Source organism: Stenotrophomonas maltophilia group sp. LNF247, assembly GCF_054083135.1.
The window spans coordinates 119047-133448 of the sequence record NZ_JBSRQL010000004.1 but is presented as its reverse complement, the minus strand read 5'-3'; the positions used below and the strand labels follow the sequence as shown (position 1 = coordinate 133448).

The following is a 14402-nucleotide window of genomic DNA, read 5'->3' as shown; positions in this document are numbered from 1 at the left end:
TGCTCCGGTGCTGGCGGGCGACAGAACGCCGTGCTTCTGGTAGAGCCGATTGCTGGTCGGCTGCTCTTTGCTCTTGGTAGAGCCGACTGTCAGTCGGCTGCTTTACCGAAAAGCGGCCGACCAGCGGTCGGCTCTACCGGAAGGCAGCCGAGCATTGGCTCGGCTCTACAAAAAGCGGTGCCGGTCAGTGCGCCGGGGCGCCGTTGCCGTCGATCTTGCTCAGCTGGTACAGCTCCAGGCCGATGCGCTTGATCAGGCCCAGCTGCTGTTCCAGCCACCAGGCATGGTCTTCCTCGGTGTCCTTCAGCTGCGCCAGCAGGATGTCGCGGCTCACGTAATCGCCCTTCTCCTCGCATAGCTTCATGCCGGCGGCGAGATTGTTCCGAACCGCGTATTCAGTGTCGAGATCCTTCTGCAGCATCTCCTCCACGGTCTTGCCCGGCTCGGTGGCATGCGGGCGCATGTCCGGGTCGCCCCCCAGGAACAGGATCCGGCGCAGCAGCGCATCGGCATGCTGGGTTTCCTCTTCCATCTCGTGGTTCAGGCGTTCGTACAGCGCGAACAGGCCCTGGTCCTCGTAGCGGCGGGAATGGATGAAGTACTGGTCGCGGGCAGCGAGCTCGCCGCGCAGCAGTTCCTTCAGGCAGGCGATGACGTCCGGGTTGCCTTTCATGGGGGGCTCCTGTGAATCGATGCGGCATAGGGTGCCGCATTTCAAAGTACGGTGATCTAATCGGAATCAGTCGCAGTTGCGCCTGCGGCTACAATCGGCCCACGAGTTCGGAAAGGACGTGCGATGCGACGTACATGGCGTTGGGTGCTGGGCATAGTGATCGCCATCGTGCTGATCGCCGCACTGGTCCTGTGGCTCCTGCTGCGGGGCAGCCTGGCCGACCTGGACGGCGAGCATGCCTTGCTGGGGCTGGCCGCGCCGGTCACCATCGAGCGCGATGCGCTGGGCGTGGTCACCATCACCGCCGGCAGCCAGGCCGACGCGATGCGCGCATTGGGCCGCGTGCATGCGCAGGAACGCTATTTCGAGATGGACCTGATGCGCCGTAGCGCCGCCGGCGAACTGTCGGCGCTGTTCGGGCCGAAGGCCATCGACGCCGACAAACGCATGCGCGTGCATCGCCTGCGTGCACGCACCGAAGCGCAGCTGGACGCTGCATTGGGCGACAACGGCGATGCCGTGCGTGCCTACGTGGACGGCGTCAACGAAGGCCTGGCCGATCTCTCCGTGCGCCCGTGGGCCTACCTGCTGCTGCGGCAACCGCCGCAACCGTGGCAGGCCAGCGACAGCGTGCTGACCGGGCTGGCCATGTACGCCGACCTGCAGGACCCCGGCAACCAGACCGAGCTTGCGCTCAGCCGCATCCGCGCAGTGGTACCTCCGGCGCTGTATGCGTTGATTGCCCACGATGGCACCGAATGGGATGCCCCGCTGTTCGGCGAACCCACCGGCAATGCCCCCCTGCCCGATGCCAGCCAGCTGGACCTGCGCACGCTGAAGGGAAAGTCGGGCACAGAACAGGAAGAAGCCGACGTCATCGGCAGCAACAACTTCGCGGTGGCCGGTGCACTCACCGCCGACGGCCGCGCCATCGTTGCCGACGACATGCACCTGGGCCTGCGTGCACCCGGCCTGTGGTTCCGCGTGCGCCTGCGCTACCCCGACCCACAAGCTGCCGGCGGCCAGGTCGACGTCACCGGCTTCTCGCTGCCCGGCCTGCCGGCGGTGATCGTCGGCAGCAACGGGCACGTCGCCTGGGGCTTCACCAACAGCTACATCGACACCGCCGATTACCGCTCGGAACCGGCCAATGCCGAGGTGACCGTGCATGAAGAGCGGATTGCGGTGGCCGGCCAGGCCGACGTGCTGTTCCCGGTACGCGAAACCGCCTGGGGCCCGATCCTGCACGCCCATGCCGATGGCAGCGGTGACGCGCTGCGTTGGGTCGCCCACCTGCCCGGCGCGGTGCGGCTGGACTTCGGTGACCTGGCCCGCGCTGGCGATCTGGACGCTGCACTGAAGTTCGCCGACCGCGCCGGCATCCCCGCGCAGAACCTGGTGGTCGGCGACCGCAGCGGACGCATCGCCTGGCGGCTGATCGGCGCCCGCCCGGATCGCGGTCCGGGCTGCGCGCCGGCCGGCTTCAGTGCCGGCAACAACCAGGACTGTGCGCCGTGGCCGATCCGCAGCGATGCTTCACCGGCATTGATCGATCCTCCCAACCACCGCCTGTGGACCGCCAACGGCCGCGTCCTCGACGGCGAGGCACTGGCCAGCGTCGGCAACGGTGGCTATGACCTGGGAGCACGGGCGCGGCAGATCCGTGACCTGCTGGCGATCCAGGAGCGCTTCGACGAGCACGACCTGCTGGCGATCCAGCTCGACGATCGCGCGGTGTTCCTGCAGCGCTGGTGGGCCCTGCTGCACGACGTCATCGAGCGCAGTGACGACCCTGCACTGAAGCGTTTGAAGGAGGCCAGCCATCAATGGGACGGCCGTGCCTCGGCCAGCTCGGTCAGCTACCGGGTGGTGCGCGAGTTCCGTACGCAGGTGATGACAACACTGTCCAATGCACTGCTGGCACCGGCCAATGCGCAGCTGGGCGATGACTATCTGGAGCCGCGCCTGGCGCAGCTGGAAGGCGTGGCCTGGCCGATGCTGCAGCAGCGTCCGGCCAATCTGCTGCCACCGGCCTTCGACAGCTGGGATGCGCTGCTGATCGACGCCGCACGCCGCACCGAGAGCGAGCTGGCCAGGCAGGGCCCACTGGCCAAGCGCAGCTGGGGCGAACGCAATACGGCGGCGATCTGCCACCCCATCGCACGGGCGCTGCCGGACATCGCCAAACACTGGCTGTGCATGCCGGCCGACCGCCTGCCCGGCGACCGCGACATGCCGCGCGTGCAGACGCCGGGCTTCGGTGCTTCCGAGCGCATGGTGGTTTCGCCCGGGCACGAGGCCGACGGCATCGTGCATATGCCCGGCGGCCAGAGCGGGCACCCGCTGTCGCCGTACTGGGGCGCCGGCCACGAAGACTGGGTGCATGGGCGGCCGACGCCGTTCCTGCCGGGCAAGCCGCAGCACACGATGACGCTGGTGCCGGCACTACCGTTCGACGCTCAGCCCCTGCGCCGCTCGATCAGGTTCAGCAGTGGCCCGGTCATCGCCGTTGTCACCAGCGCCATGATCACCAGCACCGCGAACAGGCGGTCACCGAGCAGGCCAAGTTCGTAACCCAGGTTGAGCACGATCAGCTCCATCAGGCCACGGGTGTTCATCAGTGCACCCAGCCGCCACGCCTCACGGGTGGGCATGCCGGCACTGCGCGCGGCGCTGAAGGTACCCAGCAGCTTGCCGGTCGCGGCCACTGCGATCACCACACCACACAGCACGATGTCGCTGGCCTGCAGCGCGTCGGCGCGCATGCGAAGGCCAGTCATGGCGAAGAACAGCGGCAGCAGCAGGGTCACCGCGAACGGTTCGACGCGGGCCATCAACAGGCCGCGCAGCTGCGCGTTGGACGACACCGCCACGCCCGCAGCGAACGCACCGAACAGCGCGTGGATGCCCAGCATTTCGGTGATCAGGGCACTACCCAGCGACAGCAGCAGGATGCCGAGCAGCCAGCGCCCCTCACGGCCCGGCGCAATCTCCTGGCGAGCGAACCACGGCTTCACCAGCCCCAGCATCAGCACCACGAAGGCGACCACGCACAGCAGATTGAGACTGGCCGGCAGCCAGCCGCTGGCCTGTGCCGCCGCCACGATCAGTGCCAGCAGGCACCATGCGGTGGCATCGCCCAAAGCCGCGCAGGCGATGGCGGTCTGGCCCAGCGGCGTCTGCGTGATGCCACGGTCGGCGAGGATGCGCAGCAGCACCGGGAACGCGGTGATGCTCATCGATATGCCAACGAAAAGCGCGAATGCGGTGAAGCCCACGCCCTGCGGGCCGTGCTGCGGGTACAGCCAGATCGCCAACGCGACGCCGAGCACGAACGGCACCGCGATGCCGGCATGGCTGACCGTGAAGGCGAAACGCCGGCGGCCGCGCAGTGCCGCCAGGTCCAGTTCGGCGCCGGCCACCAGCAGAAACATCAGCACGCCCAGCTGGCTGAGCATGCCCAGAGGGCCCAGCGAACTGGCCGGGAACAGCGCACCCTGCAGCTGCGGCAGCAGGCTGCCGAGCACCAGCGGCCCCATCATCAGGCCGGCGGCCATCTCGCCGATCACCGCCGGCTGCCCCAGCCGCTTCAGCAGCGCACCGGCGCCCTTGGCTACCAGCAACAGCACCAGCAGCTGCAGCAGGAACAGGCCCAGCGGTGACGCCAGATGCCGTGCCCAGCTGCCTTCGGCAGCGACCGTGGTACGCGCAACCGCCTCGGGGGCGGCCGGCCCGGCATAGCGCGCCAGCAGCACGCCGGCCAGCAACGGCACCCCAGCCCAGGCCAGGTAGCGCCATCCCCACTTCGTCGGCGACGGGTGCCCCCCGCGCTGTGCGTCCATGAACATTCCCCAATGCGCAGGGGGCGATCATACAAAAAGGGGACGGAGGGGATTAAGTCGTTTGTGCCCGCCGGGCATGGCCCGGCGCTACCATCGCTCGGTAGCACCGGGCCGTGCCCGGCGGAAGCATTACGCCAGTGCCTGCTCGTGCACGCCGGCGATCGCGCGGCCCGAGGGATCTGCAGCCGCGGCGAAGCTGGCGTCCCAGGCAATGGCCGCGGGCGACGAACAGGCGATGGACTTGCCACCCGGCACGGTCTCTGCGGCTGCGCGGCTGGGGAAGAACTGCTCGAACAGGTGGCGGTAGTAGTACGCCTCCTTGGTCTGTGGCGGGTTGTGCGGGAAGCGCTTGTCGGCCGCAGCCAGTACACGGTCGCTCACCTGCGCCTCGGCATGTGCCTTCAGCCCGTCGATCCAGCCGTAGCCGACGCCATCGCTGAACTGTTCCTTCTGCCGCCACAGGATGCTGTCCGGCAGGTAGCCGTCGAACGCCTCGCGCAGCACCGCCTTTTCGATGCGGCGACCGCCAAAGCCGGCGCCCACCATCTTGTGCGCGGCATCGAAGCGCATCGCCACGTCGAGGAATTCGCGGTCGAGGAACGGCACGCGTGGCTCCACGCCCCAGGCCATCATCGACTTGTTGGCACGCAGGCAGTCGTAGTTGTGCAGCGCGTCGAGCTTGCGCACCAGCTCCTCGTGGAATTCACGCGCATCCGGCGCCTTGTGGAAATACAGGTAGCCACCAAAGATCTCGTCGCTGCCCTCGCCGGAGAGCACCATCTTCACCCCCATCGCCTTGATCCGCCGCGCCAGCAGGAACATCGGCGTCGAGGCGCGGATGGTGGTGACGTCGTAGGTTTCGATGTGGCGGATCACTTCCGGCAACGCATCGAGGCCTTCCTCGAAGGTGTACTCGAAGCCGTGATGCACGGTACCCAGCGCTTCGGCAGCAATGGCAGCGGCAGCCAGATCGGGCGAGCCCCTCAAGCCGATCGCGAACGAATGCAGGCGCGGCCACCAGGCTTCGGTCTGCCCGCCATCCTCGATGCGGCGACGTGCATAGCGCGCAGCCACCGCCGCCACCAGCGACGAGTCCAGGCCACCGGACAGCAGCACGCCGTATGGCACGTCGCTCATCAACTGGCGTTCCACCGCATGCTCGAAGGCCTGGCGCAGTTCGGCCAGATCGGCCTGGCGCCCCTGCACGTCAGCGTAGGCGCGCCACGACTGCTGGTAGTAGCGCACCAGCTCGCCACTGGCGCTGTCGAAATAGTGGCCCGGCGGGAACTGCGCGACATCGGCACAGGTATCGACCAGCGCCTTCATTTCCGAGGCCACGCGCAGGCGGCCCTGGGCATCGTGGCCCCAGTACAACGGCACCACGCCGATCGGATCGCGCGCCACCAGCACGCGGCCGGCATCACGGTCCCACAGCGCGAAGGCGAAGATGCCGTTGAGCTGCTCCAGCCACTGCGCCGGCGATCCGCCTTGGCGGTAAAGCGCGTTGATCACCTCGCAGTCCGAACCCGTCTGGAAGTCGTAGGCGGTGGTCAGCGTGGCCTTCAACTGCTGGTGGTTGTAGATCTCGCCGTTCACCGCCAGCGCCAGCTGGCCATCGGCCGACAGCAGCGGCTGCGAGCCACCGGCCGGGTCGACGATGGCCAGCCGCTCGTGGACCAGCAGCGCACCTTCGTCAAGATACACGCCGCTCCAGTCCGGGCCGCGGTGGCGCTGGCGCTGCGACAGTTCCAGCGCATGGCGGCGCAGAGCCGGAAGATCGTCACCGGCCTGCAGGCCGAAGATTCCGAATATCGAACACATGGGGGGAGCTCCTGTTGGGGGAATTTCACGGGTGGGAGGGTGTTCGACCGGCCATCCAGGCCCGGGTGGGGCTGCGCCCGGGCACAAAAAAACCCGCATCGACCGATGCGGGTTTTCTGGTGTCCGGGCGTGTGTTGCTGTCTATCTACCCAGGGCGCAGTCCCGCATCGGCCGCGCACGATTATTCGCGCGCAGATTATTGCGGTTGTTGCTATTGACGGCGGTGGCCAGGCGGATCGACATGGCATCGACCCTACCCCGGATTCCGGCGCTGCGCAACCGTTGCATTGGCAACCAGGTGAAGGTGTGCCGACCAACGGTCGGCACCCAGCAGTCGGCACTCACAGGGGGAGCGCCGGGCCGTGCCCGGCGCCATGCCTCACGCCAGCAGCCGTTCCACCAGGCGCTGGTAAAGCCCCGGCAACGCTTCCAGATCATCCACGCGCACGTTCTCATCCACCTGGTGGATGCTGGCGTTGACTGGCCCCACTTCGATGCACTGCGCACCCAGCGGCGCGATGAAGCGTGCATCGGAGGTGCCGCCACCGGTGCTTTCCTCAGGGGCACGACCGATGTGCTCGGCCAGCACCGCGCGTGCGGTGGCGCGCAGCGTGCCTTCCGGGGTGTAGAACGGCTCGCCACTGCGATGCCACTTCAGCGCGTACTGCAGGCCGTGCCGGTCCAGCAGCGCGGTGATCTCCGTTTCCAGCTTCGGCGCATCCCAGTGCGGGTTGTAGCGGATGTTGAAATCGACCTCCAGCTCCCCGGGAATCACGTTGTTGGCGCCGGTGCCGGCACGGATGTTGGAGATCTGCAGGCTGGTCGGCGGGAAACTCTCGTACCCCTCGTCCCAGCGCCGCGCACTCAGTTCGGCCAGGGCCGGAGCCGCCTGGTGGATCGGGTTGCGTGCCTTTTCCGGATACGCCACGTGGCCCTGCACGCCCTGCACGCGCAGCTTGGCCGACAGGCTGCCACGACGCCCGACGCGCAGCAGGTCGCCCAGCGCTGCTGTCGATGATGGCTCGCCGGTAATGCACCAGTCGATGCGCTGGCCGCGCTCGGCGAACAGGCGCGCGACGTGGCGCACGCCATCGATCGCGTCGCCTTCCTCGTCGCTGGTCAGCAGCACCGCCAGCGTGCCGGGGTGATCGGGATGCGCGGCGACGAACTGCTCGGCGGCCACCACGAACGCGGCCACGCTGCCCTTCATGTCGGCGGCGCCACGGCCATACAGCACGCCATCGCGGATCTGCGGCGTGAACGGATCGCTGGTCCAGGCCTCGCGCGGGCCGGTGGGCACCACGTCGGTATGGCCCAGCAGCACCAGCACCGGCGCACCCTGGCCGTGGGTCGCCCACAGGTTGTCGACCTCACCCAGACGCAGCTGGTCACAGTGGAACCCTGCCTGCTTCAACCGCGCCGCCAGCAGTGCCTGGCAGCCGGCGTCGTCCGGGGTAACCGAGGGGCGCGCGATCAGCTCGCAGGCCAGGTCGAGGACGGCACTCATGACTGGCCCACGCCGAAGCGGGCCTTGAAGCCGTTGTCACTGAAACCCTGGCTGGCCTTGCCGTCGGCCGTGACCACCAGCGGGCGCTTGATCAGCTGCGGGTACTCGCGCAGCAGCAGCTTCCATTCGGCCTCGGAGTCTGCGGCCTTGCGGTTGTCCGGCAGCTGCCGCCAGGTGGTGGAGGACTTGTTCACCATCGCCGCCAGCCCCCCCAGCTGCGCGGCCCATTCCAGCAGCGTTTCCGGGCTGGGCTTGTTGTCGCGGTAGTCGACGAAGGTGTACGGCACGCCGAAGCGGTCCAGCCACTTGGTCGCCTTCTTGCAGGTATCGCAGTTCTTCAAACCGTAGACAGTGGTGCTCATGGCCATCTGTGATGCTGGAAAACAGAGGGCCAGAATCTCACAACAGGCGCTCGGACACGACCCGGAACGGCGCGGCACGGTGGGTCGCCTGCCACAGCGCGGCGCACGCGGCAGGCGCGGCAGCATCCGCCCGAACAGGACGTCGGGAGGATGCCGGTAGCTCGCGTACTGCGCCGGATCCTCCGGCGCAGTCACCTTCAGTCGGCCAGGCCGCGCAGCAGGTCGTTGACGCTGGTCTTGCTGCGGGTCCTGGCATCGACCTGCTTGACGATCACCGCGCAGTACAGCGAATGGGTACCGTCCTTGCTCGGCAGCGAGCCGGACACCACCACGCTGTACGGCGGGATGTAGCCGTAGCTGATCTCACCGGTGGCGCGGTTGTAGATGCGGGTGCTCTGGCTGAGGAACACGCCCATGCCGATCACGCTGTGGTGGCCGACCACCACACCCTCAACCACTTCCGAGCGGGCACCGATGAAGCAATGGTCCTCGATGATGGTCGGGCTGGCCTGCAGCGGCTCCAGCACGCCACCGATGCCGGCACCGCCGGACAGATGACAGTGCTGGCCGATCTGCGCGCAGGAACCGACCGTGGCCCAGGTGTCCACCATGGTGCCTTCGCCGACATAGGCGCCGATGTTGGTGAAGCTCGGCATCAGCACCACATCCTTGCCGAAATACGTGCCACGGCGAGCAATCGCGCCCGGCACCACGCGCACGCCGCCTCGGCGGAACTTCGCTTCGTCATAGCCGGCGAAGCGCGATTCGACCTTGTCCCAGAACGGTGCCGGGCGTGCATCGACCACCGCCATGTCGTTGACACGGAAATACAGCAGCACCGCCTTCTTCAGCCACTCGTTGACCTTCCAGCCGCCCTGGCCGTCCGGCTCGGCGACGCGGAATTCACCGCTCTCCAGGCCGTCGATCACACGGTTGACCAGCGGCCTGGTCGAGCCTTCCAGTTCGTGCAGGGTCAGCGTGGCGCGGCGTTCGAAGGCACTTTCGATGCCGAACTTCAGTTCTTCCACGCCCGGCGCGGCCGGCTTGCGCAGCGACTTGCGGGCGATGGTTTCGGCGCGTGCGGCTTCTGCGCTCTTGGCCGGGGCCTTCTTCGGTGCCGCCACCTTCTTCGCCGGCGCCTTCACCATCGCGGCTTTCTTCGGCGCGGCAGCCTTCTTCGCGGCCGGCACGGCGGCAGTTTTCTTGGCCGCTGCGCTCTTGGCGGTGGCAGCAGTCTTCTTAACAGGCTTGGTGGCCATCAGGCGGGGTCTCCGGCGTTTCGATCAGGGTCCAGGCAGGCCAGCATCGCGTCATGCAGCTGCTGCCGGGCAGGTTCAGTCAGGGGGAGGTCGTGTTCGTCACTGATCACGAAGGTGTCTTCGGCGCGTTCGCCGAATGTCGCAATGCGCGCATCATGCACGCGCAGGCCCTGGTTGCGCAGCACGAACGCCACATCGGCCAGCAGGCCGGGACGGTCGGGGGCGACCAGGGCAAAACGGGTTGCGCCCGGTTCATCGCGGAATTCGATGCGCGGCGCAAAACGGAAATGACGCAGCTGCCGCGGCACCACCCGGCGTGACGGCCGAAGCCGCGCAAGGTCGCCACTCAGGGCCTCGCGCAGCGCCGCTTCCAGATTGGCACTGTTGCCATCGGCAAACGTGTCGGCCGGGTTCACTTCGAAGGTATCGAAGATGGTGTCGGCCGGGCCGTCCAGCACGCGTGCACGGTGGATCCCGTAGCCCTTGCGGTCCAGGGTCATCACGATCGCGGCGAACAGGCCGTCGCGGTCGGGCGAGTGCACGAACACTTCCAGCGCGGGGTCGTCGACACTGATCCGGCGGACCTTGACCAGGGTCTGGCCCTGCTTCACCGGCACCAGCGCAGCGGCCTGCCAGGCCAGCTGCTCGGGGCGCAGGCGGATGAAGCCCTCATCGGGCATCACCGCGAACTGGCGGTCGATGGTGGCATCGTCGTAACCCTGCTCGCGCACCAGTGCGCGCACGCTGTCACGCGCCTCGGCCACACGCTCGGCGGCGGGCACCGGATGCTCCAGCCCTTCGCGCAACGCGCGCCGGGTGGCGAAGTAAAGGTCGGCCAGCAGGCGATCCTTCCAGGCGTTCCACAGTTTCGGGCTGGTGCCGGCAATATCGGCACAGGTCAGCAGATACAGGTAGTCCAGGCGGTCGCGGCTGCCGACCAGGGTGGCGAAGCGATGGATCACCACCGGGTCGGCAATGTCCTGCTTCTGCGCGGTCACCGACATGCGCAGGTGCTGTTCGACCAGCCAGGCGACCAGTTCGGTATCGGTGCCACTGAGCGCATGTGCCTGGCAGAACGCGCGCGCGTCCACCGCACCCAGCTCGGAGTGGTCGCCGCCGCGGCCCTTGGCAATGTCATGGAACAGGCCGGCCAGCAGCAGCAGCTCCGGCTTGCGCAGGCGCGGCCACACTTCGTGCGCGATCGAGAAGCGCTCGTCGGCACGGCTGCTGGCGAACAGGCCGATGTTGCGCAGGACCATCAGCGTGTGCTGGTCGACGGTGTAGACATGGAACAGGTCGAACTGCATGCGCCCGCTGACTTGGGCGAACGCGGGAATCCACTGGCCAAGCACGCCCAGCCGCGCCATGCGCGAAAGCGTGTCGACCGGGCGCTGGCCACGCAGCAGGGCAAGGAAGTGCTCGCGTGCGTCGGCGTCGGCCTGGTCATAGGCCGGCAGCAGCGGCAGCGACTCGGCCAGTGCACGCGCGGTCAGCGAGTGCAGGCCGCGCACCTGCGGGTTGTTGGCCCAGCTGGAAAACAGCGCGAACACTTGGCCAATGTCGCCCTGCGGCCAGTCGGCCTCGTTGGCGGCCAGGTAGCCACGACGCAGGGAAAAGCCCACGGTCAGCGGCTCCGGCTGCGCCTCGCCGTCGAACTGCTCCTCGAAGCGCTGCAGCAGGCGGTCGCTGATCCGCCGCACCACCAGCGCGGCGCGGTAGAAGCCCTGCATCATTTTCTCGACACCGAGGCTCTCGGCGTCGTCTTCGAAGCCCAGGCGCGCGGCGAGGGTCTTCTGGTAATCGAAACGCAGGCGCTCTTCCGGGCGACGTGCTACCAGGTGCAGGCCAAACCTCAGTCGCGCCAGCACGGCACGTTCGCGCTTGAGCGCCGCGGCTTCGTCGGCACCCAGATGGCCGAGCCCGACCAGGGCTTCCAGGTCGCGCACGCCGAACGCGCGCAGTGCCATCCAGCCCAGCGTGTTGAGATCGCGCAGGCCACCGGGGCCATCCTTCAGGTCCGGCTCCAGGTTGTCGGCGGTATCACCGAAGCGCTGGTGACGGTTGCGCAGCTCTTCCAGCTTGGCCAGGAAGAAAGTGCGTGCCGGCCACAGTTCGCGATCGTCGATGGCCTCGCGCAGCGCGCGGCGGGCGGCGTCATCGGCCAGGATCGGACGCGCCTCGATCAGCGCGGTCAGCACGGTCTGGTCAGCCGCCGCCTCGCGGCACTGCAATGCAGAACGCACCGCATGGCTGACCGCCAACCCGCAGTCCCACAGCAGCGCGAACAGCCGCGCCAGGGCCGCTTCGTGCGCCAGTTGCGCCGGCGGATCGCCGAACACCAGCAGGTCGATGTCCGATCGCGGGAACAGTTCACCGCGGCCATAGCCGCCCACCGCGAACAGCGACAGGCCGCTGCCGGCCGGCAGGCAACGCTGCCACGCCAGGCGGATCAAGTGGTCGGCAGCGCGCGCACGCAACGCCAGCAGGCGCTCGATGTTGTCGCCCTGGTCGAAGCGGCGGTACAGGCGTGCGTCGGCCTGCTGCAGCGCCTGCCGCGCCGCAGCGGCCCAGTCCGGGTCGTTGAGCGACGCGGCCGGCGTGTCCAGCAGCGAACTCGCCGGCAGCATCGTCAGGAAACCTGCGACTCGCCCGGCGACAGGGTCAGCACGTCGACGCCGGTCTCGGTGACCGCGACCATGTGCTCCCACTGCGCCGACAGCTTGCGGTCCTTGGTCACCACGGTCCAGCCATCCGGCAGCACCTTGTTGTAGCGGGTGCCCTCGTTGATCATCGGTTCGATGGTGAAGGTCATGCCCGGCTGCAGCACCAGGCCCTGGCCCGGGCGGCCGTAATGCACCACCTGCGGCTCATCGTGGTAGACCTTGCCGATGCCGTGGCCGCAGTACTCGCGCACCACGCTGAAACGCTCGCCTTCGGCATAGCTCTGGATGGCATGGCCAATGTCGCCCAGGGTGGCGCCCGGACGCACGGCGCGGATGCCGCGCCACATGGCTTCGTAGGTGGTTTCCACCAGGCGGCGGGCCATCACCGACGGCGTGCCGACGAAGTACATGCGACTGGTGTCGCCGTGCCAACCGTCCTTGATGACGGTGACATCGATATTGATGATGTCGCCATCCTTGAGCACCTTCCCTTCACTGGGGATGCCGTGGCAGATGACATTGTTGACCGAGGTGCACACGGTCTTCGGGAAGCCGCGGTAGCCGACGTTGGCCGGAATGGCGCCCTGCACGTTGACGATGTGGTCGTGGCAGATGCGGTCCAGCTCCTCGGTGGTGACACCGGGCTTGACGTGGGGGGTGACGATGTCCAGCACTTCGCTGGCCAAGCGGCCGGCGATGCGCATCATCTCGATTTCCTGCGGGGTTTTCAGATTCACGCTCATGGCACCCATTATCGCCGATCCGGCCGCAATCTGAACGAACGCCACCCAACTGGCATTCCGGGCCATGCACCGGGCCATGCACGCTTTCGGCAAGGAAAATGAAAGCGTGATGCCCTCCACCCTTTCGCCCGCCTGTTTATCACGGATTACAGACACTTACGCCACCTAAGCTGGGGTCACCGTCGCCGAAGCGGTGCCGATCGTGCCGCCTTCGCCTTGTTCAACGGACCTTCGGGTCAGGGAGGTTGTCCATGCGATCCGCGCTTCGTTCTCCGCTTGCCTGGGCCTTCGCCGGCCTCCTGCTGTCCAGCCCGGCCCTGGCCGCAGATACCACCACCTTCAACGTCACGCTGGTGGTCACCAAGGCCTGCACCATCACGGCCGCGGCCGCTACCAACGTCGACTTCGGCACGGCGGCGTCGACCACCGCCACGCCCACCCTCGGCCAGGGCACGGTCACCGCGCAGTGTTCGGCGCTGACGCCGTACACGATCGCGCTGAATGCGGGCGCCAACGCGGGCACCGCCAACGACGTCACCACGCGGCGCATGAAGAACACCAATGCCGCCGTGACCGCCAACAACTATGTCGGCTACCAGCTCTACCAGGATGCCGCGCATACCCTGGTCTGGGGATCCACAACCGGCACCAATACCCAGGCCGGCATCGGCACCGGCCTGGCCGTGCCGTACGTCGTCTACGGCCAGATCCTGAACCTGAGCACCAACAACCCGGCCACCGGCAGCTACCTGGATACGGTTACCGCCACGATCACCTATTGATGGAGCACGCCCGCATGGCCGGACTCCGCCCGTGGCGCGCCACCGGCGTGGCGCTGCTCGCCCTGTGCCTGCTGGCCACCGCCACCGCCGGCGCCACCAGCCTGCAGGTCGCGCCGACCAGCCTGCAGCTGGAGGCGCGCCAGCGTGCGGCTGAGCTATGGCTGACCAATAGCGGCACCGCGCCGGTGAAGCTGCAGGTGCGCGTGTTCCGCTGGGTGCAGCAGGACGGCCAGGAACGGCTGCTGCCCACCGATGAGCTGATGGCCACACCGCCCATGCAGGAACTGGCTGCGGGCCAGCAGCAACTGGTGCGGGTGATGCGTCCGGACAACGAGCCACCGCCTGCACAACGGCACTACCGATTGATCGTGGACCAGATCCCGGACCTGGCCACGCGTGCCGAGGGCATGCAGTTCGTCCTGCGCTATTCGATCCCCGTGTTCGTGCAGCCTTCGGCCGGCGCCCTCGCCCCACAGTTGCAGGCTCGCCTGGTGACACTGGCGGATGGCCGCAATGGCGTGGAGGTGGCCAATACGGGTGACAGCTACGCGCAGATCGCCGATCTTGCGCTGGGCAGCGCCACGCGTCCGCGCATCGTCCATCCCGGATTGCTGGGCTACGTGCTGCCGGGCCAGGTGATGCGCTGGCCGATCGAGCGCGTGGCGATCGACCGCGACAACGACCAGATCACGGCCAAGCTCAATGGCGAGTCGGAACAGACGCCACTGTCGCCCCCACCGGCTCGCTGAG

The 14402-nt window shown here is 67.8% G+C and carries 10 protein-coding genes and 1 pseudogene; 3 read left to right on the top strand and 8 right to left on the bottom strand.

What is annotated here, in order from left to right:
• Nucleotides 1-184: 184 nt before the first annotated feature.
• Nucleotides 185-673 (bottom strand): bacterioferritin, encoded by a 489-nt coding sequence (gene bfr / locus ACTXG9_RS05875; RefSeq protein WP_005408763.1) that lies wholly within the window; start codon nt 671-673, stop codon nt 185-187.
• A 123-nt stretch (nt 674-796) separates the two neighbouring features.
• Between bfr and ACTXG9_RS05870 the strand changes: the two are divergent.
• Nucleotides 797-3115, top strand: a pseudogene (locus tag ACTXG9_RS05870) (penicillin acylase family protein); the annotation flags it as partial.
• A gap of 17 nt (nt 3116-3132) precedes the next feature.
• Here ACTXG9_RS05870 and ACTXG9_RS05865 read toward each other — a convergent pair.
• The 7 genes from ACTXG9_RS05865 to map form a co-directional block, all read right to left on the bottom strand.
• Nucleotides 3133-4521 carry a cation:proton antiporter domain-containing protein gene (locus ACTXG9_RS05865; RefSeq protein ID WP_456115417.1) on the bottom strand — a complete coding sequence of 463 codons (1389 nt, stop codon included), beginning with the start codon at nt 4519-4521 and terminating at the stop codon, nt 3133-3135.
• Nucleotides 4522-4644: 123 nt separating this feature from the next.
• Nucleotides 4645-6336 carry an asparagine synthase B gene (gene asnB, locus ACTXG9_RS05860; RefSeq protein WP_111097789.1) on the bottom strand — a complete coding sequence of 564 codons (1692 nt, stop codon included), beginning with the start codon at nt 6334-6336 and terminating at the stop codon, nt 4645-4647.
• Between the two features lie 379 nt (nt 6337-6715).
• Nucleotides 6716-7843: a succinyl-diaminopimelate desuccinylase gene (gene dapE / locus ACTXG9_RS05855; protein ID WP_111101732.1), complete on the bottom strand. Its 1128-nt coding sequence runs from the start codon at nt 7841-7843 to the stop codon at nt 6716-6718.
• On the bottom strand, nt 7840-8211 hold the full coding sequence (locus ACTXG9_RS05850) for an arsenate reductase (protein WP_021204138.1): 372 nt from the start codon (nt 8209-8211) through the stop codon (nt 7840-7842). The genes dapE and ACTXG9_RS05850 overlap by 4 nt, the downstream gene beginning before the upstream one ends.
• Before the next feature lie 191 nt (nt 8212-8402).
• Nucleotides 8403-9464, bottom strand: coding sequence for a 2,3,4,5-tetrahydropyridine-2,6-dicarboxylate N-succinyltransferase (dapD, locus tag ACTXG9_RS05845; RefSeq protein WP_111097791.1), 1062 nt, complete (start codon nt 9462-9464; stop codon nt 8403-8405).
• Complete coding sequence (locus ACTXG9_RS05840; protein ID WP_026346923.1) at nt 9464-12073, bottom strand: [protein-PII] uridylyltransferase; 2610 nt, start codon at nt 12071-12073, stop codon at nt 9464-9466. The genes dapD and ACTXG9_RS05840 overlap by 1 nt, the downstream gene beginning before the upstream one ends.
• Nucleotides 12074-12093: 20 nt before the next feature.
• Complete coding sequence (map, locus tag ACTXG9_RS05835) at nt 12094-12879, bottom strand: type I methionyl aminopeptidase (protein WP_032955117.1); 786 nt, start codon at nt 12877-12879, stop codon at nt 12094-12096.
• Between the two features lie 242 nt (nt 12880-13121).
• Between map and ACTXG9_RS05830 the strand changes: the two genes are divergently transcribed.
• Both ACTXG9_RS05830 and ACTXG9_RS05825 read left to right on the top strand, forming a co-directional pair.
• Nucleotides 13122-13652: a Csu type fimbrial protein gene (locus ACTXG9_RS05830; RefSeq protein ID WP_019659113.1), complete on the top strand. Its 531-nt coding sequence runs from the start codon at nt 13122-13124 to the stop codon at nt 13650-13652.
• On the top strand, nt 13652-14401 hold the full coding sequence (locus ACTXG9_RS05825; protein ID WP_134729442.1) for a fimbrial biogenesis chaperone: 750 nt from the start codon (nt 13652-13654) through the stop codon (nt 14399-14401). Before ACTXG9_RS05830 ends, ACTXG9_RS05825 begins: the two co-directional genes overlap by 1 nt.
• The last annotated feature ends 1 nt before the right edge of the window (nt 14402 follow it).

What these genes read in the sequence shown, in the direction of transcription:
- bfr (WP_005408763.1), bottom strand. Translation starts at nt 673, where the DNA reads ATGAAAGGCAACCCGGACGTCATCGCCTGCCTGAAGGAACTGCTGCGC.
- ACTXG9_RS05865 (WP_456115417.1), bottom strand. Translation starts at nt 4,521, where the DNA reads ATGTTCATGGACGCACAGCGCGGGGGGCACCCGTCGCCGACGAAGTGG.
- asnB (WP_111097789.1), bottom strand. Translation starts at nt 6,336, where the DNA reads ATGTGTTCGATATTCGGAATCTTCGGCCTGCAGGCCGGTGACGATCTT.
- dapE (WP_111101732.1), bottom strand. Translation starts at nt 7,843, where the DNA reads ATGAGTGCCGTCCTCGACCTGGCCTGCGAGCTGATCGCGCGCCCCTCG.
- ACTXG9_RS05850 (WP_021204138.1), bottom strand. Translation starts at nt 8,211, where the DNA reads ATGGCCATGAGCACCACTGTCTACGGTTTGAAGAACTGCGATACCTGC.
- dapD (WP_111097791.1), bottom strand. Translation starts at nt 9,464, where the DNA reads ATGGCCACCAAGCCTGTTAAGAAGACTGCTGCCACCGCCAAGAGCGCA.
- map (WP_032955117.1), bottom strand. Translation starts at nt 12,879, where the DNA reads ATGGGTGCCATGAGCGTGAATCTGAAAACCCCGCAGGAAATCGAGATG.
- ACTXG9_RS05830 (WP_019659113.1), top strand. Translation starts at nt 13,122, where the DNA reads ATGCGATCCGCGCTTCGTTCTCCGCTTGCCTGGGCCTTCGCCGGCCTC.
- ACTXG9_RS05825 (WP_134729442.1), top strand. Translation starts at nt 13,652, where the DNA reads ATGGAGCACGCCCGCATGGCCGGACTCCGCCCGTGGCGCGCCACCGGC.